Here is a 21263-nt window from a genome sequence, read left to right as displayed (position 1 = left end):
ACCAGTGCGCGCCCAGGCTTTTCAAAATGCTGGAATTCAAGTTATAAAACAAGAGTGATGAGCGCTCTTAAATCTGTTATTTTTTTATTCTTTCTCTTTATTCTAACCGGATGTTCCGATTCCAACAACAGTGCTTCTTTAAGAGGAATCATCTCTCAAGAAAAAAATTACCCAATTATGGTTACCAATAACCCCATCGTTTTTGTAACCAATGTTCCGGTTGTAGGCATGAAAGGCCACTTGAATGCTTTTGGCAATCATGGGACTTCTATCGTCGACTCCATTCCGGGAGGAGACCTCTACATCCGTTACCCTAACGGGCATTTAAAAAATCTTACGGCCGAGGCAGGGTTTGGACTTCCCTCAGGTGAGATTCAATCAGGGGCCAAAGCGATTGCCGTTCGTCAGCCAACCATTCATTGGGGTGGAGATAAAATTCTTTTTTCTATGCTGGTAGGTGGACCTAAAGAGCGCTTTGATAGAGCAAGTGATAGACGCTGGCAAATTTATGAAGCTTCAGGGCTTAATGAATCAGACACAGTCGTCATCAAAAAAATTCCTTATCAATCTCCTAAGTATAACAACCTCTCTCCGATTTATGGGGCCACTGACGATATCATTTTCGTCTCGGATGCTCCCCTCTACAACATGAAACACACTTATCCGCAACTGGATGAGTATGAATCGACTCCTTCCAACACGGGAATTTGGAAAATTAATCTGGAGACCAAAAAACTTTCAATGATCGAGCATGCACCAAGCGGAGCTTATGATCTTTCTCTTGATAGTTTTGGCAGAATCATCTTTACCAAATGGGATCACTTAAAAAGAGACCAGCAGGCAGATGCTGACCGCTATGAAAAAGGAAGCTACCGCGCTTATGATTTTCCAGATGAAACTTCAGGCGCAGTAAGAACAAAATTTCCCGAACTCGATGAGAATGGAAAGCACTTAGCGGACAAACGTGGAGTGCTTTACGAACTCTTCCCAGAAGCGCGTTCAATAAAAGATCCGACAAAAGATCCTAATGAATCGATCAATAACTTTAACCAGTTTTTTATCTGGCAAGTTAATGAAGACGGATCAAATGAAGAGACGATTAACCATGCCGGAAGACATGAGTTCGGTGGCTCTTATATGCCACCGGTGTTTCTGGATGACCCCAACTTAAGTGAGTTTCTGCCTCGAGATGGCGTGAATAAAAAAATGCGCGATACGATTGCCGGCAACGCGGGGATTTTTCAATTAAAAGAAGATCAGGACAACCCCGGTACTTATTTAGGAACGTATGCGCTGGAGTTTGGTCGCGAAGCCGCAGGCCGCATTGTAGAATTCAATCTTCCGCCAGGAAAAAATCCAGAAGATGTCATCATGACAGATTACACGAATGCAACACTTGATTACTTTCCGGAAAGAGCGAGTGACAGGCTTCCAACCATGACTGGGCACTACCGCAATCCCGTGAGACTTGAAGATAGAAGTATTCTGGTGAGCCACACTAATGAGTACCGTCTTAACGAAGATGATTCAACAGATCCTGGGACAACCAGACCGCGTTTTATTTTTAGACTCAAAAAAATGATTCCGAATCCATTTGATACCGACATGATCGCCGGCAATCCACTGACGGGAGGAATTATTAAACACGTGCGCTGGTGGACAGACGCAGAAACTCCTAGAGAGTATTTAGGAGCACTCAACGAAACTGACGCAGTCGAAGTTCGCCCTCGCCCACGACCTTCAAGCACGCCGCTCATGACCACCGACCCGATTGAAAAATCAGTGCTCGATGAAGAAGGTGTTAATGAAGTCGAATTACAAAATTGGCTTAAAGAAAAAAAACTGGCCTTAATTGTTTCTCGAAATGTCACAATGAGAGACAAGGCCGATGCCAGTCAACCGTTTAACCTGCGAGTTCCTGGCGGTGTAGAGAATATTCCTTCTCAAGGAAAAATTTACGATATCTCCAAGCTTCAAATCTTTCAAGGTGAGCTGACTCGTAGTTATGAAAAACAAGATGGTCGCAGAGTCTACTCGCGCCCGGTGAGAAACAACGAGCACCACCCAGACATTGAAAAATTTTATACAGGTAAAGGAAAAGTGGAACTGGGCTTGGATGGATCAATGGCCGCTTTTGTTCCTGCAGGAAGGGCCCTTTCATGGCAACTGGTTGATCCAAATGGAAAACCCGTTGTGCGTGAACGCGTTTGGGTAAGTTTTGCTCCTGGGGAAATCAGAACGTGCGCTTCTTGCCACGGGATCAACTCAAGCACTCTCAACAAACTTCCTGAACCAAAAAATAAACCTGAGGCCCTCAGAAACCTGATCCGCAACTGGAAGTCACTTAAATAATCAGCCGTACATTCTTTTTCGAAGGGAGATATTCTCTTTGTTCTTAATCTGCTCGACCAAGGCCTGGGCCATATTCAGTTCGTGATAAGAAGATTTTATGATGGCCAGATAGTCTTGACTTAAGTTTGTAAATTCTTCGTTTTTCTTGCGGACACTCATCATCAAAACTGAAGGAGTTGCCGCTTCGGCCGCAATAAACGCTTCAATCTTAACTTTATAGGGCTGGAAGGCCTCGATGTACTTATGCATCTCTGACTCATGCCCTTTAAGCTTTTCCTGGATGTTAATGATTGAAGCATTGACCGAATCCAATTGGAAGCAAAAGTGGTCTACTCCAACCTCTCGGTCTTTTGTATAGCTAATATTTTTCGCCAGAGAATCGCACTTCTTTCCCAGGTTAATGGCCAGGAAGTGCAGCTCGTGGACCTTTTTGAGCCCAAGCCTTACTTTGACTATCGAACTATTTTGAAATTCTAATGTTCCGGCCAAGAATTTTGCGAGATTGTTTTCCATGGCCACACATTCGGCGTGAGTGAAAAACATCTTGAGAGATTATTTATCATATAGTTCTTTTCTGTTGCAAAATTTTTATAACACATACCAAACTATTCTTCGAATTAGTCTAAATGGAGACTCTGCCGGGATAAAAAAAGGGCCCGCAAGCGGACCCTTCTTATACAAGGAAAGAGATGTCTCTTTTTTAGTCAGCTTCTGCTTCGACACTTGTGCCGACAGATAGCTCACCTAACTTAGGAAGAAGAACCTCTCCAACATCACTATAATCCATTTTTAACTTAAGAGTGACTTGGTGTTTTTTATTAAATAGTCCACCTAACTTTGGAGCTCCAAGGCTTTCAAGATCGATGTCGATTTTTGTCACAGATCCATCAAACTTCGCTTTGAACTGAGACGCCTTTAGGACTTTCTCAAACTTCACATCGTCTTTCTTAGCAATCTTCACCGCTAGAGTTGATCTGGCCTGATCGAATTTCCCGTTTACAACAAACGATAGAGAGCGCTTTCCAAGATCAACGTTAGAGATCCCTTTTTCATTAACTGAGAAAAGGTCTGCTTTGTCATAAAGAGCAACTTTATAAACTGCCTTGATAGAGTTTAGGTCAGCTTGTGCTTCATTTTTTACATCTCTTTTAACGAAGGCCACTGCTTTTGATCCGGCAATTTCTTTACCAATAATTTCCAGATCCCCTTTTGTGCTTAGGTTAACTGTGTACTGAGAAGCAAGGTCTGCTCCTTTAGCATCAAAAAGAACCTGTACGTTTGCCTGGTGAGTTTTTAGAGTCAATTCGTATGGAACCTGAACGTCTTTTTTACAAGCGAATGGAACTTGTCTGTATAGAGTTTCATTTCCACAAACGTTTTCTGTGTATGGAACCTGACGACATAGTTGTTCAGCTGGTACCCAGTCACACTGTTGACGAGAGCGGTTCTCACACACTTCGTGCGGGCGGCTTACTTGACGACATTCCTGGCGAGAAGGTCCTGTTGAACACTCTCTTTCTTCGTAAGGAACCTGACGACATTGTTGTTGCCCTGGTCTTGTTTCACAAACTTCTCTTGGTGGGATTTTTGTACAACGATTCTCTCCGTTAACTATACGGCACTGAACCTCTCCAGGAACTGTGTGACACTGCTGTCCTCCACCTGAAGTTGTGCATTCTTGTCTGTAGCGAACAACCACGCGGCACTGCTGCTCACCTGGAACTGTTCTACATTCATTTTCATAACGATTTTCTGTTCTACAAACTCTGTCGTAAACAGTTCTACACTCTTGGTGTCCTGGAATCGTTTCACATTGTTGGCGGTATCTAATGACATCACGGCAAACATACTCAGTATAGGCCTCACTGCGATAGCAAGTTGAATCCACTGTTTCTGTCTTGTAACGAGTTTCCTTCAACCAGTTTTCCAAATCGAAGATTTCTTCTCTTTGGTTTTCGAAATTAATTGTCTTTGAAGTTTCTGCGTGAGCGATGCTCATAACCAGCATCATAATCATCACAAGCAGCGTGCGTGCTGTTGATATCATTTCGTCCCCCTTTGACTACTTTGGATTTTTAACAAGAGTAGTAGAGGCAATTGGTATGCCATTTTTGTTCAGCGTTTGACTCGCGTCAAGTAAACAAATATTTATAGTAGCAAGATAAATCTCAGAATGTTGTATTGGCCCTAGTGCCAGAGCGACACCAGAGCGAGTAAGGCGTTTAGAGAATCGACGTCACCAACTCAGAAGGCCTGGCGATCACAGCTCTCTCATTATAAATAAAGATCGGTCGCTCAATTAAAATGGGATGTTTTATTAAAATATCAATCCATTCTTTATCAGAAGGATTTTTATTTGAGAGACCAAGCTCTTTATAAACATCTTCTTTTTCTCTCACCATCTCTTTATAAGTAAGGCCCAAGAGACTTGGTAAATGCGAAAGAAGTTTTTCTTTCAATCCATCTTTTAAATAATCTATAGTATCAAACTCTATACCTTGCTCTTCTAAGATTTCTTTTGCTCCTCTGGATTTTGAGCAACGTGGATTGTGAATTAAGATGGCCTTTTTCATTGGTAATTTTCCTTTTTGCTGTTAGCCTATTTTAAAAGCATTTTACAAAAAATTCCACAGGAGACATTGATGATCAAAAAATTGTTATTCAAAACAACACCAGAGAGTTCGCTCTTAAATGAAACGTCGCTACTTGTCCTTAGAGTGATCGCCGGACTTTTAATGGCCTCGTTACATGGTTTTGGAAAAATCCCTCCAAGTGATAAACTCATTGGCGGTGTACAATCTTTAGGATTCCCGATGCCTGTTCTTTTTGCCTGGGCAGCGGCCCTTGCTGAACTTATCGGTGGAATTTTCTTAGCTGTCGGATTTATGACCAGACCTGCTGCACTTTTTATGGCCTTTACGATGTTGGTTGCGGTCTTTGGTGTTCACCTTGCTGATCCATGGGATGTAAAAGAACTCTCTCTTTTATACTTTGGGATTTCGCTGATCTTCGCTACTCGTGGAGCAGGCAAATTTTCTATTGATCATTTTATGAAATAATTTTCGTGCGGCCCAGAACGTTGGGCCGCTTTTTTCTAACTAAGCTCCCAGAGGCGTTAAAACAACCACACTCATTCCAATCGCCAAGGCCTTTCCCTTATTGACATACACATGATTCACTTCTCCCGGAAAGGCCAGCACATCACCTTTTTTAACGACATAGGTGTTGCCTAAAACATTCACCGTCATCTCGCCTTGAATGCAGTGAAAATACTCTTTTGTTCCTGATGGATGAGGTGTTCCTTTCATTTGCCCACCCGGCTCTATTTCGATGCGGTCAATATCCATATTAGGAAGAACATCAGGAAGAAGTTTATAAATGAGTACTGCTCCCTGACTTCGTGTTTGCACTGTCACTTCATCGGCGGGGATGAGTTTGCAGACGATATCTTGAGGTGTGAGAAGTTTTTCGATGGGAATATGCAAAGCGGCCGAGAGACGGGCCAAATTAGTCAGTGAAGGATTCCCCACACCTGATTCGAGATTCGCAATAGTTGAACGGGGCAGTCCCACTAATTTTGCCAAGGCCTCCTGAGTCAGGTTTCTCCTCTGTCTTAGTTCCAGTAAGTTATGTGCCAGATTATGCGAAAGTAACTCAAACTCTTTGTCCATATAATATCCACCTTGTTATTATTTTAGCAAAGATCTAATAAGTTAACAATTGGCTGAGTTTGGCAGGATATGGGTTTAGATTAGGTCTAGGACTAATCAAGGAGAAATCTATGTCATTTACACTACCAGAACTACCATATGCAAAAACAGCACTTGCCCCTCACATGTCTGAGGAAACTCTTAACTACCATTACGGCAAGCACCACAATGCTTACGTAACAAACTTAAACAACTTAATCAAAGAAACAAAATTTGAGAAGATGTCTCTCGAAGAAATCATCCTAAGTTCTGAAGGGCCGGTATTTAATAATGCTGCTCAAATCTGGAATCACACATTCTTTTGGAACTCTCTTTCACCAAATGGCGGAGGTGAAGCTACTGGAAAAGTAGCAGAACTGATCACAAAAAAATGGGGATCATTTGACGCCTTCAAGGAAGCTTTCACAAAGTCTGCGGTTTCTAATTTCGGTGCAGGATGGACTTGGCTGGCCTTAAATAAGGCAGGAGAGCTGGAAATTGTGAACACTAGCAACGCCCAGACTCCAATCACAACAGGTCACAAACCTTTAATCACTGTAGATATTTGGGAACATGCTTATTACATTGATTATCGAAATGAGCGCCCAAAATTTATCAATGCATTTTGGGCGTTAGTGAATTGGGATTTTGCTAACAAAAATCTGTAAGACTAATAGCCGTTTGAGTATTCAGTGCCCACGGAACCTCTGCATCCCTTAAGGCCCAAGCAATGCTCTTTTAGATTCTTAACCTGCTCAACAGTGTTGCTGTTTTCAGTGTAAGACACCTTCATATTACCAATCGCTTTTGGGGGCATCCCGGGTATGATGTGATACTCGAGGGTCCCCTCTTTTGTTAAATAAAGTTTTTTCTGGCAATTCGAGATTCTTTCAGCGGAGAAATTATTATCACGAGCGCACAGGTAGCGTTCACCTGTGGTTTGATCAACTCCGCTTCCGCTAATTAAGAAAGCATGAGCAGTCGATCCCTCTCCAAGCTGATTTAAAACAATAGTCGGCTCCTGGTGCTTACCTAAGCGGTACTCAATATCATCAAATAATTTGCTGTAGTACTCTTCACCTTGAGAGCGAGTGCTGGTCACCATTGTAAGCCCCTGCATACTCATGGCGTTTTCGCCCCAGTTCTTTTTCACTGACTCCTGAAGAAGATCTTTTACTTCGGGATCACTAGAGAATTCTTTTAAGTTTTTAAATCCCATGATCTCAACAGGCTCATTGTTGTTGATCTTATCAATGATGTACTGATAGTTTTTGATTCGCGTAGATTTTTCATCTTCATCGGCAAATGGTTTCTTATAATTGGGATTAAAAGTCGCCAGACGGTTAAAGCGCTGAGTAACGACAGCATGCCCCCAGCAATACCCTGTATACCCACTATCTTTTTTGTAGAAGGCCGTATCACCGTTATTAAAAGAAAGTGAGTTTTCCGGAGCATCGTTGTCCACACCACGATCCAAAATATCAAACCCTTCAGGACAAAGTTTTTCACATGAACAAGACTTATTATCACAAGTCCCCCATGCCTTACATGAACAAAGTTTGTCTTTAATCTTTGAGAATTGATTGGCCGTCTTGTCTAAAACCATGACTAGAGCGTCTTGTGCTCCACTCACACAAGCACCACCACTGCTAATATAAGATGTCTCTTTACTCATTCTTTCTTTTTCTTTGAGCTCTTCATACATTTCATCACTACTTGAACTACTAAAACCTTTTCCGGTAAAAAGGTTTGTGAATGCAGAACTTACAGCAGTCCCTAGCTGAGATTCACACGAAGTAAAAAAAACAATTAAAAGCATCAGGCATATATTCTTCTTCATTATTTAATGCCCTCCACTGCTTCTAACAGGTATTTTTTCTCCTGGTTTTCTTCTTTAAAGTACGTTTGAGCACGAGCTAGTTTCTTTTCATCGAACTTGCCCTGTTTTAAATAATCACTCAAGAGCCCGCACAGGATAATGCTGTAAGTGTAAGCATTCGGATATTTTTTATATTCAGGTGCACAGTAAAGCTCTTTAACGTTCTTTTTATTAACTGCGACGTTAAGTGTGTCGTAAGCAATGATGTTAAAACTGTCCTGGCTTTGTTTTAGAGCATCCGGGTTAATCACACTCAGCCCTTTTTCAAATTCTTTATTTTTAATCAATTCAATCAGGTTGCTCTCTTCCGCAAAATAACCATAGAAGCCAGGGACCTCACCTTTTCCACTGAGTCTTTTTTCAATAGCGCTCAGGTAGTATTCAATGTCTTGTGTTTTGTATTTATTGTTGTCTGCAAAGTATTTTTGAGCAGCTTCATACCCGGACTTAAGCTCCGCCTGATCTTTGCCATTCAAAGCAATCGCGATCAGATTAATATAAGCTTCCGCTTTATTTTCTTTAACGTTTAAATTAATCGCATCCTGGTAATACTTTTTTGATTTGTCGTAGAAGCGATATTGATACAACTCTCTTCCCGCAAGTAAATTGACAAAAAACTTTTTCTTATCATCAATCAGACTAGACTGAAGTTTGCTTTGTACTTCAGTTTCGATTTTTTCAAGGTCCTTTCTGGAGATAACTTTTGATTGAGGGGCTGCAAAAGCAGTACTCAAAACCATTGGCAGAAGGAATAAAAACGTCTTCATAAATTAACCTGGATTTAGGGCCCGTAATTCTTATTAATTATAGAGACGAATGGGATTTTTCGGTAGTAGAGCAAAGATGATCACCATACGTATAACGTAAAAACAGTCACTTTGCTCTTCCACACCCTAATATTCTACTTATTTAGTCGCTTAAGGCTTGGCAGTTTTTTTGGCCGGTTTCTTAGCAGCAGGCTTTGTTGGGAGTTTACCTCTGTCGTCTTGAACTGCATCTCGCCCCAGGTAATTAGATTTCTCACCTTCTGGAAGTCCTGCATTTGGGGCCTCTGGTGTCTTCCATTTTTCAGTCGCACTTTCAATTGCTGAACATGAGACCAGCATAGTTAGAAGCATGACTAAACTTAGTAATCTTTTCATTTCCACTCCTTCGAAAAAAGATTTTCTAATTTTAAAAATTTTTTTAAATTAATCAAAGACTGGTTTGTCATGCATTCCCACTCTCCCTACCAAAGGAAGTTTGAGAGCTGGACGTAAAAAATCTAAACCAAAAGAAAGTCCAAGCACGTTGACTTCAACTCCTTCACCAAGACCTAAAGTAAAACCAAGAGCGCCGACAATAGAAAATTGAATTCCTGTTTTTGTCTCTGACCATCCCAGTGGTTGACCTTTATAAATCCAGTCTTTCCCAATGGCATTGGAAGGAAGTTCCACCGTCATTCCTTTAGTTGAACGAATAATGTGCGAGACAAATGTGTTACTGTTAGGGCCTGGCCAGGCCCGGTATTGATTAGCATAGGGATAGCTTTTAACAGCTGCTTCCACTGCTGGAATCATGGCCTCTGCTTTTGGCCCAATATAACTGGCAATCAATTCAGGCCTTGCTCCAAACCAATGGCGATCAGGAATATCTTTTTCCACTCTGATAACCGGAAGACCGCGCTGGGCCCTCCAGCCAATCACATGATAAGTTGTGTATTCAGGTGCATTTTTTTCTTTGGTGACAACCCAACTGTGCACACTAAAATATCCGCGCCAGCTTACTGTTTTAGCAGCGTAAATTTGAACGACGGCCTCTTTTTCAACACCAGGAAGTGGAGCGATCTTGGCACTTTCTTTTGTCGCCGTTCTCCAGTCTGTCGTTTGAGCACATGAAAAAAACGTCAGAGAAAATGTAAGAAACAACATCAAGTTTATGCTTTTCATTTCACTATCAAATCAGAATGTTTTTCATTTGGCAAAAGAATGAACAACAGTATTGTCAGAGTAACGGTCAAAATTTTTCCAGGCATTAATCAGAGTGTAATTCTTGGAATTGATGTACACACCACCATTTTTTTCCGGGCCACCAAAAGTGTGAACTCCAATGACATAGTTTTGTGAATCGTTTTGTCTAAAGAGTGCACTCCCGGACATTCCACCATATGAATCACAGAAGTAGCTAAGAAGATTTCCAGCGACAACTCCAGGACAAGTCACGCTCCATTGAGTGCCAAAATCTTTATCACCTGGATAACCGGCAAAAGTAATCGGTGCTGTTATTCCTTCAATCATTTCTTCTTTAGTCAGAGATCTAAAACCGGCCCAGCCAATTTTATCGCCCAGATTTTCTTCTAACTCAACCAATGCAAAGTCGAATTCCTCTTTCATGGTTTCAATATATTCTTTCTGAATAAAAAAGCGCTGGTAAGTTGATGAGGCAAGCCCCTGATCATTTTTAGAAAGTTTTCCCGCCGTAAAAAGAAGTCCTTCACTCCACTCTTTCGTTTTAAAATTGTAAACACAGTGAGCGGCAGTGAGCACATGGCGAGGGCCAATTAAGACACCTGTGCAAGTCGCTTTGGTTTTTTCATCATGGATGAGTCCAATCACTTTATTTCTAAAGTCAGTGAGTTTTAGCACTGGAGTGCGCGCGTATTTACCGTGGATATTTCTAATATCCATCACTGGTGCACCCACTTCCTGAGCACTGCCTCGAACTAAATAAAAGGCCAATAAAATTGTCATTAACATGTTAGATTTCTATTAAGGGAAAAGAATTTAATTGCCAAGTGGTATGTAATTTCGCTAGAAGCCTAACCTATGAAAATCTTAATTAAATCTACACTTTTTTGTGCTCTTTTATTAACTTCGCTCGTGCAGGCAAAGACTCCAACTCCTTCAAAGAGTGTTGAGGAGTACTTCAATCTCCTGGCCCGCGACAAAGTCGATTTTGAACCTCAGGGAATGGTGTGTGAGCGAATAGCAGTTAGAGAAGTTGAATCTATCTATCCTGCAGCTAACTACAACATCGTCAACAGCATCCGTTACGATGATAAAAAAACAACAATCGGAGAACTCGATGTTGTCGTTATTGATAAAAATACAAATCAAGTTGAAGCTGTGGCTGAAGTCAAATGCTGGAAGAGCTTCAGTGGAGCGCTAAAGAAAGCAAAAGAGCAGCGCATTCGTTTTCAAACTTACCTTAACCGCAGCATCATCATCGAAGATAAAGATGGTAAACGCTACTCAAAAGATCAATTTAAAAATATTCAAAAATTCTTCACCATCTCTCAATCTGGTGGACTAAATCAAGGTTTTGACTTTGAACTAAGCCTGAATTTCAAAGAATTGATGGCATTAAGAGGCCTACTACTGGACTGTAAAGCTCAGGGACGTTGCCCACAAAGATAAGACTTACTCATCTGATGAAGATACGTTTTTTCTTATCTTCATCAGCTTTTTTTCACCTATTCTTTTTATCGACCTTCTGACGCATTTAATATCCCCTTTTTCAACTCACTAGGTATTGAAAAAAACGCCTGTCTCATGTAGCGTTTTTATTGAGAATTTTCGTTATTATTCATCTTTAACCAAGACACCTATGACCCACTTACCTGATCTGATTCGCGACCTCGGTTTTATCCTCATTACTGCTGCATTCGTTACCCTATTATTTAAACGCCTCCGCCAACCAGTTGTGCTGGGGTATTTAATCGCCGGCTTTTTTCTGGGACCAAACTTCCCCTTCTTTATCCACGTTCAGGATACTCAATCAGTCCACATCTGGGCCGAGATTGGGGTTATCTTCCTGCTCTTTGGTCTGGGGCTTGAATTCAGCTTTAAAAAACTCTCACGCGTAGGAAAGAGTGCGGGAATCACCGCCTTTGTTGAAGCGGCCTTTATGTTGGGAATTGGTTTCTTAACCGGAAAGATGATCGGCTGGAACAGTATCGACAGTCTCTACCTCGGTGGAGTTCTCTCAATTTCTTCAACCACCATTATCGTGCGCGCCTTTGATGAATTGGGACTTAAAGGAAAAAAATTCGTTTCACTGGTTTTCGGGATTCTGATTGTAGAAGACTTGATTGCCATTTTGCTTCTCGTTTTACTTACTACGGTCGCAGTCTCTAACACTCTTTCTGGCTCAGAGCTTGCCACGGCGACTTTCAAACTCGGCTTCTTTTTAACATTGTGGTTTCTGGTCGGGATTTACGTTATCCCGAATCTGCTCAATGCCATCAGAAAACTTTTAACTCCGGAAACAACAGTCGTTCTTGCCCTCGCCCTTTGTTTAACTATGGTTATCGTAGCGACAAACGTGGGCTTCTCTGCTCCCCTAGGGGCCTTTATCATGGGGTCAATTTTAGCGGAGACTAAAGAAGGAAAAAATATTGAACATCTGATCAATCCAATCAAAGATCTTTTTTCTGCCGTCTTCTTCGTTTCTGTCGGTATGATGATCAACCCGAACTCTCTCTACCAATATGCAGATATCATTTTACTGATCACAATTGTTACGATTATCGGAAAAATTTTAAGTACAACTGCAGGCGCACTTCTTTCAGGGCAATCGCTTAAGACTTCAATGCACGCCGGCCTGAGCTTGGCGCAGATCGGGGAATTTTCTTTTATCATTGCAACGCTTGGTCTGACACTCAAAGTGACCAGTGAATTTCTTTACCCTATTGCAGTTGCCGTTTCAGCGATCACCACTTTTACAACCCCCTACTTAATCAAGAATTCAAATGCTCTTTATGAAATGATCAGCGCTCGCTTGCCTCAAGGCCTTAAAGACCAGCTCACTCATTACGAGACGACCTTTGCTCACAAAAGTGAAGTGGGAGTTTACGGTCTTCTTTGGCGCGCCTATGGGATTCGCATTCTTCTAAACGTGACGATCGTTGTAGGTATTGCTCTTTTCACAGAGCAGATTATTCTTAACTACGTTTTTGATTTAACCACATACTCGCGAGATATTCCTGGTATTGGGGCCATCATTGCCATTATTCTTTCCGCTCCTTTTTTATGGGCGATTATCTTCGGGGCTCCTGCACAGTCTTCCCTAAGCAGCTCAACAGATGTGGCCAAGCTAAGAAATCTTCTGGTTGGTGTAACCATTACCCGTGTGATTTTAGGAATCATTTTAGTATTGGGACTCATCAGCCGTTTTACGACAATGCACACTTCATACCTTTTTGCTTTCCTGATCATTGTAGGAGCAGCGATTGTCTTTAGAAATTTCATTGAACCTTTCTACCACTCTATTGAAGAACGTTTCATGTACAACTTAAATGAAAAAGAACGTGAAGAGCTGGCCCTGCAAAAAACGAAGCCAGTACTAGCACCTTGGGATGCGGTCATGTCGGAATTCGTGGTCTCACCTAATTCAATTATTATCGGTAAAACTCTCCAGGAATCAGAGCTTAAAGAAAAATTTGGTGTCACTATCGCTTTAATTGAAAGAGGCCACAGAAAAATTATGGCCCCTGGAAGAGACACACTTCTTATGCCTTTTGACAAAGTTTTCCTGATCGGAACAGACACTGAGCTCACAGAGGCTAAACGAGTGATTGAAGCTGAAGATTTTCATGCAGAAGCCCCTGAGCACGCTAGTTATGGACTGGAGAGCTTTACTCTATCCAAACACTCGACATACATTGAAAAGTCGATCCGCGAATGTGGCCTGAGAGAAAAAATTGAAGGCCTCATTGTCGGTGTTGAGAGAGATGGCAAACGCTTTCTTAATCCAGACTCAGGAATGATCTTAAAAGCAGGAGATCTTCTGTGGGTTGTGGCCGATATCAAACGTGTAAATCAAAATTTAAAAAGCTAAAAAAAGAACCTTCTCCTGGATGAGAGGAGAAGGTTTTGTCGTAGGGCGCGCTCTTAAACTTCTTCAAAGCGCGGATCGTTACCTGATGGAATCGCGGGGCCTCTACCAACAACTTTTTTCGCCGCAGGGGCCATGGTTTTCGTTGCCGGTTTTATGTGAACTGTTTTTGGTGACGTCGGTTTTTTCGGTGATGTTTTAATACTCACTACATTTGATTCATAGTTCGAGACATGAGACTTAACCGGAAGAGAACTTCCGACCTGAGTAGAGGCTCCCCCCTTAATTGTCACAATTAACAAGTCAACGACATTTTTTAGAGAGGTGGCCTGAGCTGACAATTGCTCAGCTGCACTTGCCGCTTCTTCAGAGCTCGCTGTGTTCGTCTGAGTCACCTGATCAAGCTGGTTCATTGCACGAGTGATTTCCTGAACTCCCATTGACTGCTCCTGGCAAGCAGTAGAGATCTCAACCGTCATCTTTGTTACTTTCGCCGTATTATCAACAATCTCTTCCAGGACATCACCACATTCTTTAGCGATGCGTGTTCCTGTTTCTACTTTGATAGATCCTTCTTTAATCAAAACTTCTACTTTTTCCTGAGTGCTTCTGACAATGCTATCAACTTTATGAATGCTGTTATCTAATAAAACTGAAATTTCATCAGCAGCATTTCCACTCATCTGAGCCAAACTTCCAACCTCTTCAGCGACAACAGCAAACCCCTTTCCTTGCTCTCCAGCTCTGGCCGCTTCCACTGAAGCGTTGAAAGAAAGAAGTTTTGTCTGGAAAACGATATCATTAATAACTTTTGTTTTTGTGGCGATTTCATTAATCACGTTTACAATTTCAGAAATCTGCTGATTACTTTCGTTAATCTGTAACATGATATTTTTGTTGCTGGTATTGATATCATCAATTGCGTGAATCATATTCACAACAACCTGCTGCCCTTTATTTGCATTGTCTCTGCTACCATTAGCAAGATCTGTTGCTTCCTGGGCATTGCTGGCATTTTTTTGTACCATTGAGCTCATTTCTTCAATCGACGCTGCCGTTTCTTCCAGAGATGCTGCTTGTTCTGTCACGGACTGTGAAAGCTCTTCAGAAGAAGCGGCAATTTGTCCTGCAGCAGCAGTTACCTGACTTGAATTTTCAGAAAGGCTGCTGATGACTTCATCAATGGTCTTTGTCACTGACTTAAGGGTCATAACGGCGAGAGTCATTCCAAGAATAAGGGCCGCAATACTGGCGACAATAACCATATACTTAGCTTCCGAATAGGCCTTATTTGCCAAAAGAGTTTCATCATCCATTCTTTTAGTGTCACGGTCATTCATGCGCTTTAATATGTCTTCACCTTCAAGACGAAGTTTTCTTCCAGTTTCACTGATAAGTGCAGCTGCTTCCTTACTTTTTCCATTGTCGGCCAATTCCTGAATTTGAGAATTGAATTCTGTCCATTTCGCATAGACATCTTTAAATTCCATTAAGTCTTTAAGACCTTCCGGACTAGAAACCTTGGCTCGGGCTTCAATCATCTCTTTCATTTGGACATTTCTTTTAGTGATATGCCCTTTATTAGTTTCTCTAGCTTCCACAGTTTCATGAAGAACGTAATTTCTTTCATTAATAATCTGAATATAAAAATGACTCATGATTTTATGAGTGCGCACTAAGTTTGCAACACGATCCTGAGTGATTGTCTCAAGGATATTGTTGATATTGCCCATTTGATAAATTCCAATAACAGAAACTGAACAAAGTCCTAAGGCCATAATCAAAATGACAAAATAAATTTTTCGACTCAAACTCCACTTCTTCATTTTTTCCATCCTTTTAAAAAACTCCAAGAACGTGATTAACTTCGGAATAAAATAATAGAATTTAATATTGAAATAAAAAATGAAGCTAAGCTTAAATAAATTAGAGGTAAGCTTTAGTTAGAGATTATAGTGTGAAGATTTTGAGAAATGGATGTATTTTAAGAATTATTAAAAATATGATCTCGGTCATGAGAGAATTAAAATGAAATTCCTATCGCTATTATTCGTATTTCTAATCAACACTTCTCATGCATTAGAATACCGCGCTTTTTGTTCAGGCAACCGTGGAAAAGTCGCGATCTCATTTTATAGTAGTAAAGACAGACTCTATTTAAGATATAATAACTTAATGGGCGCTGATGACTTTCCTTTATATGAAGGTGTTGTCACGAAACTTACTTTGCCTGTTATTAAGATAGCTGAAGAAGAGCTTTCAAGTCTTGATCAAGAAGTTTTGGTTTCATGGCCTATTGAAAAATGCGACTTCAGTGATAAAGATCCACTCATCATGCAATGTGGAGGCGAAGCCCAGTTCCACCTTCCACTTAATACAAATCTGACTTCTTACACACTAATCACTTCAAGAGTAAAAGAAGAGAGCCTGACCAACGTATTTGACATATTTAAGATCCGTTGGGGGATCGATAGCCCTGATTTTCACCATTCACTGGCTCTGCCTTTTGATCCAAAGCTTTGCCAGGCCAGTTTAAAGCGCTAATTCCCGAGCGTTTCAATCCAGCACTAAATTATTTCCATCTTTTGATAGGTTGCATTTTGCATTAAAATAAAACCATCTCTTTATATAAGGTGGTTATATGTCATTCTCGAGAAGATTTCTTCTGTCTTTTTTTCTGACTGCAACTGTATTTGCAGCGGATATAGATCCCAATGAAATTGTAAAAAAGGCCGATCTTAGAAGAGGCCTAGGAAATACATCTCACAGCTTTCACGTCACCATCACTAACCAAGATGGAAAAAAAGAAGTGTATAAAGTCGCCTTTAAAGATGTAAACGCTTCACTTACTGAACAAACAGAACCAGAACGCGCCCGTGGAAGAAAACTTCTGATGAAAGACTACGATATCTGGCTTTACACTCAAAATATCAAAAAACCTCTGCGCATTTCTTTGGAGCAAAAACTTACGGGTGAAGTTGCTAATGGAGACATCGCCAGAACAAACTATGCTGAAGACTATGATGCGACTCTCTTGGCGACAGAAAAAAGAGGCAATGCTGAATTTTATAAATTAGAGCTTAAAGCAAAAAATAAAAAAGTCACTTATGGACGCATCGAATATTATGTGAGTAAGAAAGATTACCTGCCAATGGAAGCTACATTCTTTGCACTTTCTGGAAAGCCACTTAAGCGCGCTCAGTTTGGCGACTTAAAGATGATCCAGGGAATGGAGAGATCAACTAAAATGGTGATCCGCGATTACTTACAAAAAGACAAGACTTCGACTTTAATTTTCTCCGACCACAAACCTGAAAAATTTGATGAGAGTTTATTCAATAAGGACAGGTTGGAATTTTGATTAAAAAACTTCCCCTCACTCTTACTCTTCTTTCACTTCCAGCTCTTGCCAGTGCTAAAGGTGAATACTTACTCCGCGGATATCTCTCAGCGAGAGCAAGCCATTATACTGCCGATGCCAATGAAAGCAACGGTCAGCGCCACCGCGCTCAGTTTGAACAGGAAGCTCGTTTTGGGTCAGACCTGGTTTTCATCAATCAGCTGAGATGGACATACAACTCACTTTACTCTGATCTTTCCTCAACTCCTGCTAGAGATAAAAAAGACACTCATGATATTTACCTGGGCGAAAACTTCATGAAGTTAAAGTCCTCATCATGGGTCACTCAAATCGGTTATCAGGAAGTGGCCTGGGGTGAAGCCTTTGGATTTAACTACGCCGATATCGTCAATCCTAAAGACTTAAGAGAAACCTTCTATTCTGATTATTCGGAATCGAGACTTCCTCTTTTCCTGGTGAATTTTAAATACTTTTTTAATAACGGTTCAATGCAGTTGATCTACTCTCCTGAGCCAAGGTTCTCACAGAACCTTCCGGTGAATCTTTTTACTAAAAATCTGCTATCACAAACACAAATAGATACCTGGAAAGAAAAAACTCCTAAGTTTTTTAAAGAGCATGAGTACGGTGGGAAATTCTCCATTAGTCTTGGAGGTTTCGACACTTCTCTTTTCTACTATAACTATCTGGACCGCGATGCCACTTATAACTTGGTTAATGCCACATTAGATGAAATCACAGTGGCCGAAAGTCACGATCGAGTCAGCACCGCAGGTCTTTCAATGGCCAAAACTCTTTTTGATGATTTTGTTTTTAGAACTGACGTCGTTTACACCAAAGATAAAAGAATCAACTCAATCGCTAATATGACTTTAACCAGTACGCCTGCAAACATGATGAACATACTAGTGAGTGTGGACACTCCTACTTACAATAAATTCTCCGCTGTCCTGATTTATGCGGTTTCACAACTAAGTGAAGACCTGCCTGATGCCTTCCGCGAAAAAAACCAAAGCTACTCAATACTTAAGTTAAGTTACGACTTGGGTGAAGATAAAAAAATTGATCTTTCTTATACCCATGAGTTTGCTCAAAGCGGCCATGCCGTTCAGGGACTTATGTCATGGCCTATTAGCAGCACGCTAGACATCAATGTTGGTGCTGAAACCTACTGGGGTGCTGACGAATCTCAGATGGCCAAAATAAAAAACGCAAGCAATGTCTTTTTTGGAATTAAAAATTATTTTCAATTATAAGGATCTCCATGGAAAAGCTCTCTGATGCAGTCCTGCGCTTTCAAAACATCCACAAAGTCTTCTATTCTGATGGTGTCGACTTCACCGCCCTGGAAAAGATCAACTTCACGATTCATAAGGGTGAGTTCATCGGACTCTCTGGCAAATCGGGAAGTGGGAAAACCAGCTTATTAAATGTTGCTGGCCTGATTGACCCTCCGACCAGGGGTGATCTTTTTATTAAGAATATCAACATCAAAGATTTAAAAGACCACGAGCTCTCACTTATCCGCGCTCAGGAAATTGGATTTATCTTCCAGACTTTTAACCTGCTTCCTCTTTTAAGTGCACTGGAAAATGTCGAGTACCCATTAATGCTTTTAAATATCCCGGAAGCTGAGAGATTGGAGCGAGCTCACCAGGCGCTTAAGCGCGTAGGTCTTGAAGGTTTTACTCATAGAAGACCTGGACAGCTCTCTGGTGGACAACGCCAACGCGTGGCCATCGCCAGAGCGATTGTCAAATCACCTACTCTTATTCTAGCGGATGAACCGACAGCGAACTTAGATACAAAAACCTCAGAAGAAGTTTTTGATCTTTTAATGGGACTTCAGCAAGACATGAAAGTCACAGTTATGCTTTGCTCTCACGACCCAGACCTTATTGCTAAAACCCAAAGGCAAATTAAAATCTCTGATGGCCACATTATTAGCGACAGCCTTGTTGGAGGTGCCTAATGATGCGATTAAAACTTGCCGTGAGAAATATTTCCCGTCACCGTTTAAGAAGTCTACTGTCTATCAGTATGATCGCCGGCGCGGTCACTGCAGTTATTTTATTCCAGGGTTTCTCCAGCTACTCGCTTGCTGCACTTAAATGGATTGCGGCCGAAAACCAATATGGGAATATGCAGATTGCTTCTCATAAGTACTGGAGCCCGGGAAAAGAGTCCCGCGCTGAAAGACTTTTCGCTTTAAGTGATTTGGATGAGCTTAAATCTGAAATGCCACAAATTGAACGCCTGAGTGGGCGTCTGAGTTTTTTTGGTCTAGTCAGTAATGGAGATCTTTCGGTCGGTGGAAAAGTTATCGGTGTCGATGCCGTTGGTGAACCACAGTTCTCTAAAAGTATGCGCATCACTGAAGGCCGCTTCTTTGATGGAAGTGGCGCCAAGGAAGTTGTCGTAGGAAGACTCCTGGCCAAACAAATGAATGTCAAAGAGGGCGATAACATCACCGTTCTTACCAACACGATTGATGGGATTATGAACGCTATGGACCTGACGGTTGCAGGTCTTTTTTCTGCTGGAATTGATGAGATCGACGGACAGGTTATTTATATGCCTCTTTCAGTGACTCAGGAAATCCTCGATACACAAAATGTCGATATTGCTGTTTTAAAATTTAAAGAGCTAGACATGGCGGAAGCTAATTTAAAAAACATCAATACAAAACTGGAAGAAACTCACCATAACCTCTTTGCCCGTTCATGGAGAGACCTGGCGGTTCTTTTTAGACAGGTTGATAAATTCTACGGCGTTCAAAACCGCTTGATCGAAGCCATTCTTCTGGCCCTGATGTTCCTGGGAATCTTAAACACTGTAAGTATGACGGTTGTTGAAAGAACAGGAGAGATCGGAACCCTTCGCGCACTAGGAGAATCAAGAAAAGATATTGTCTCGCAGTTTGTTTTAGAAAGTGTAATGCTCTCTTTTATCGGGATTGTTTGTGGGATTCTTATTTCGGCCGGATGCATACGCATTGTAGAAAGTGTAAAAATCATGACGGAAATGCCGGGTGCTTCAACTCCATTTCAAATCAAGATTTTCTTTCAATGGGGATCAGTTCTTTACGCCAGCTTACTTGCTTCAGTGACAACAGTTGTGGCAACAATGATTCCAGCTCTTCGCGCTTCCAGACTCGACATCGTCGAGGCCCTAAGAAAAAATATCTAATCTTTTTTTAAGTAAAATCTGATATTTTTTAATAAACCTCTTCGCCCCGAACGGGCGAATGAGGTTTTTTCCATCACTCTTTCAAATTCTTTTCCGCTCATCTCTTCCAGATTCTGATGCACTTCTTCCACTGGCCTTAACAAGAAAAAATCCAGGATCTTTTTTTGCTGTTCACTCCAGCCTGAAAGTGAAACAGAGTTTTGCCTGTCGACACGTTTATTCCACGGGCACACATCCTGACAAATATCACAGCCAAAAAGAGTTCCCTCTTTTAAAGTCATTTTCTCTGACGGAATCGTATCGAGTTTAAACTGCTCAATCGTAAATGTGCTGATGCAGTCTTTGGCAATAATAGTCCTTGAGCCAGGGTCAATCGCCTCTGTCGGACAGGCCTCAATACAACGAGTGCACTGACCGCAGTGATCAGTTTCATAGGGCTTCGTTTTTAAATCGAGTTTTTTATCCAATAAGAGAGAGCCAATAATAAAAAAACTTCCGTGATGACGGTTAATAAGCATGGAGTTTTTTCCAAACCATCCAAGCCCTGCTCTTTTAGCGAGATCGCGCTCTAAAACGGGATGAGTGTCGAGAGTTAAACGAAACTCCACTCCATAATCTTTTTTTAAGCGCTCACCGATACTCTCAAGCTTTTCTCTTAAAAGATTGTGATAATCCCATCCTTCGTAACCTAAAGTGTAGGATGCGAGTTTAAGGCCGTTCCAGTTGGGGTTCTTTTGATAAAGGTTCTGTAATTCAGAATGAGTCGGATGATAAGAAAATAAAAAAACCACGGCCGACTGGAAATCTTGCCAGTGATTTTTTAAGTTCTGTCTTTTTTCTTGTCTTTCCCCTTCTAGGTACTGAAGTGGAACATGGAGGTTTGAGCTCACCCATTGATTGTAGAACTCAAGTGTCGTAGGGATAGGGTCTTCTGTGTACCCGAAATCCACTACGCCGTATGAGTTTAGCCAATCCATTC

At 41.3% G+C, this 21263-nt stretch carries 21 protein-coding genes; 10 read left to right on the top strand and 11 right to left on the bottom strand.

Translation table 11 applies throughout. The annotated features are described in order from the left end of the window. The first annotated feature begins 57 nt into the window (after positions 1 to 57). On the top strand, positions 58 to 2352 hold the full coding sequence (locus tag ACN20O_RS15060; protein ID WP_491634735.1) for an HzsA-related protein: 2295 nt from the start codon (positions 58 to 60) through the stop codon (positions 2350 to 2352). Here the strand turns inward: ACN20O_RS15060 and ACN20O_RS15055 are convergent, their stop codons facing one another. From ACN20O_RS15055 to arsC, 3 genes are all read right to left on the bottom strand, one after another. Then, entirely contained in the window at positions 2353 to 2895 is a 543-nt protein-coding gene (locus tag ACN20O_RS15055; RefSeq protein WP_491634734.1) for a hypothetical protein, read from the bottom strand. Between the two features lie 157 nt (positions 2896 to 3052). Then, positions 3053 to 4399: a hypothetical protein gene (locus ACN20O_RS15050; protein ID WP_491634733.1), complete on the bottom strand. Its 1347-nt coding sequence runs from the start codon at positions 4397 to 4399 to the stop codon at positions 3053 to 3055. A gap of 175 nt (positions 4400 to 4574) precedes the next feature. Next, a complete protein-coding gene (gene arsC / locus ACN20O_RS15045; protein ID WP_491634732.1) occupies positions 4575 to 4925 on the bottom strand; it encodes an arsenate reductase (glutaredoxin) in 351 nt (116 codons plus the stop codon). A 69-nt stretch (positions 4926 to 4994) separates the two neighbouring features. On the opposite strand from arsC, the gene ACN20O_RS15040 reads away from it, so the two are divergent. After that, complete coding sequence (locus ACN20O_RS15040) at positions 4995 to 5411, top strand: DoxX family protein (protein ID WP_491634731.1); 417 nt, start codon at positions 4995 to 4997, stop codon at positions 5409 to 5411. Between the two features lie 39 nt (positions 5412 to 5450). Here ACN20O_RS15040 and ACN20O_RS15035 read toward each other — a convergent pair whose 3' ends face one another. After that, the gene (locus ACN20O_RS15035) at positions 5451 to 6023 is read right to left on the bottom strand and encodes a helix-turn-helix domain-containing protein (RefSeq protein ID WP_491634730.1); all 573 of its coding nucleotides are present in this window, start codon (positions 6021 to 6023) and stop codon (positions 5451 to 5453) included. 110 nt (positions 6024 to 6133) lie between these two features. Here ACN20O_RS15035 and ACN20O_RS15030 point away from each other — a divergent pair, with 110 nt between their 5' ends. Beyond that, positions 6134 to 6709: a superoxide dismutase gene (locus ACN20O_RS15030; RefSeq protein ID WP_491634729.1), complete on the top strand. Its 576-nt coding sequence runs from the start codon at positions 6134 to 6136 to the stop codon at positions 6707 to 6709. Positions 6710 to 6711: 2 nt separating this feature from the next. On the opposite strand, the gene ACN20O_RS15025 is transcribed toward ACN20O_RS15030, so the two are convergent. The 5 genes from ACN20O_RS15025 to ACN20O_RS15005 all read right to left on the bottom strand — a co-directional run bounded on the left by ACN20O_RS15025 (position 6712) and on the right by ACN20O_RS15005 (position 10655). Then, entirely contained in the window at positions 6712 to 7881 is a 1170-nt protein-coding gene (locus ACN20O_RS15025; protein WP_491634728.1) for a hypothetical protein, read from the bottom strand. After that, on the bottom strand, positions 7881 to 8687 hold the full coding sequence (locus ACN20O_RS15020) for a hypothetical protein (protein WP_491634727.1): 807 nt from the start codon (positions 8685 to 8687) through the stop codon (positions 7881 to 7883). Before ACN20O_RS15020 ends, ACN20O_RS15025 begins: the two co-directional genes overlap by 1 nt. A gap of 150 nt (positions 8688 to 8837) precedes the next feature. Further along, positions 8838 to 9062, bottom strand: coding sequence for a hypothetical protein (locus ACN20O_RS15015; RefSeq protein ID WP_491634726.1), 225 nt, complete (start codon positions 9060 to 9062; stop codon positions 8838 to 8840). Between the two features lie 48 nt (positions 9063 to 9110). Beyond that, positions 9111 to 9848: a DUF3750 domain-containing protein gene (locus ACN20O_RS15010; protein ID WP_491634725.1), complete on the bottom strand. Its 738-nt coding sequence runs from the start codon at positions 9846 to 9848 to the stop codon at positions 9111 to 9113. 24 nt (positions 9849 to 9872) lie between these two features. Further along, positions 9873 to 10655 carry a trypsin-like serine peptidase gene (locus ACN20O_RS15005; RefSeq protein ID WP_491634724.1) on the bottom strand — a complete coding sequence of 261 codons (783 nt, stop codon included), beginning with the start codon at positions 10653 to 10655 and terminating at the stop codon, positions 9873 to 9875. 69 nt (positions 10656 to 10724) lie between these two features. On the opposite strand from ACN20O_RS15005, the gene ACN20O_RS15000 reads away from it, so the two are divergent. Both ACN20O_RS15000 and ACN20O_RS14995 read left to right on the top strand, forming a co-directional pair. Then, positions 10725 to 11315 carry a hypothetical protein gene (locus ACN20O_RS15000; protein ID WP_491634723.1) on the top strand — a complete coding sequence of 197 codons (591 nt, stop codon included), beginning with the start codon at positions 10725 to 10727 and terminating at the stop codon, positions 11313 to 11315. A gap of 190 nt (positions 11316 to 11505) precedes the next feature. Further along, positions 11506 to 13737, top strand: coding sequence for a monovalent cation:proton antiporter family protein (locus ACN20O_RS14995; RefSeq protein WP_491634722.1), 2232 nt, complete (start codon positions 11506 to 11508; stop codon positions 13735 to 13737). 53 nt (positions 13738 to 13790) lie between these two features. On the opposite strand, the gene ACN20O_RS14990 is transcribed toward ACN20O_RS14995, so the two are convergent. Then, a complete protein-coding gene (locus tag ACN20O_RS14990; RefSeq protein WP_491634721.1) occupies positions 13791 to 15560 on the bottom strand; it encodes a HAMP domain-containing methyl-accepting chemotaxis protein in 1770 nt (589 codons plus the stop codon). Positions 15561 to 15762: 202 nt separating this feature from the next. On the opposite strand from ACN20O_RS14990, the gene ACN20O_RS14985 reads away from it, so the two are divergent. The 5 genes from ACN20O_RS14985 (at position 15763) to ACN20O_RS14965 (ending at position 20284) form a co-directional block, all read left to right on the top strand. Further along, positions 15763 to 16278: a hypothetical protein gene (locus ACN20O_RS14985; RefSeq protein ID WP_491634720.1), complete on the top strand. Its 516-nt coding sequence runs from the start codon at positions 15763 to 15765 to the stop codon at positions 16276 to 16278. 97 nt (positions 16279 to 16375) lie between these two features. Continuing rightward, positions 16376 to 17095: an outer membrane lipoprotein-sorting protein gene (locus ACN20O_RS14980; RefSeq protein WP_491634719.1), complete on the top strand. Its 720-nt coding sequence runs from the start codon at positions 16376 to 16378 to the stop codon at positions 17093 to 17095. Continuing rightward, a complete protein-coding gene (locus ACN20O_RS14975; protein ID WP_491634718.1) occupies positions 17092 to 18351 on the top strand; it encodes a DUF1302 family protein in 1260 nt (419 codons plus the stop codon). Before ACN20O_RS14980 ends, ACN20O_RS14975 begins: the two co-directional genes overlap by 4 nt. A gap of 8 nt (positions 18352 to 18359) precedes the next feature. Next, the gene (locus tag ACN20O_RS14970) at positions 18360 to 19067 is read left to right on the top strand and encodes an ABC transporter ATP-binding protein (protein WP_491634717.1); all 708 of its coding nucleotides are present in this window, start codon (positions 18360 to 18362) and stop codon (positions 19065 to 19067) included. Further along, positions 19067 to 20284, top strand: coding sequence for an ABC transporter permease (locus tag ACN20O_RS14965; RefSeq protein ID WP_491634716.1), 1218 nt, complete (start codon positions 19067 to 19069; stop codon positions 20282 to 20284). Before ACN20O_RS14970 ends, ACN20O_RS14965 begins: the two co-directional genes overlap by 1 nt. On the opposite strand, the gene queG is transcribed toward ACN20O_RS14965, so the two are convergent. Then, complete coding sequence (gene queG / locus ACN20O_RS14960; RefSeq protein ID WP_491634715.1) at positions 20281 to 21261, bottom strand: tRNA epoxyqueuosine(34) reductase QueG; 981 nt, start codon at positions 21259 to 21261, stop codon at positions 20281 to 20283. The two genes, ACN20O_RS14965 and queG, sit on opposite strands and share 4 nt — an antisense overlap. Positions 21262 to 21263 lie beyond the last annotated feature (2 nt).

The sequence above is a fragment of the Bacteriovorax sp. As-1 genome (genome assembly GCF_058446905.1).
Note: the sequence above shows the minus strand (reverse complement) of the source record. Positions and strands in the feature narration are given on the sequence as shown.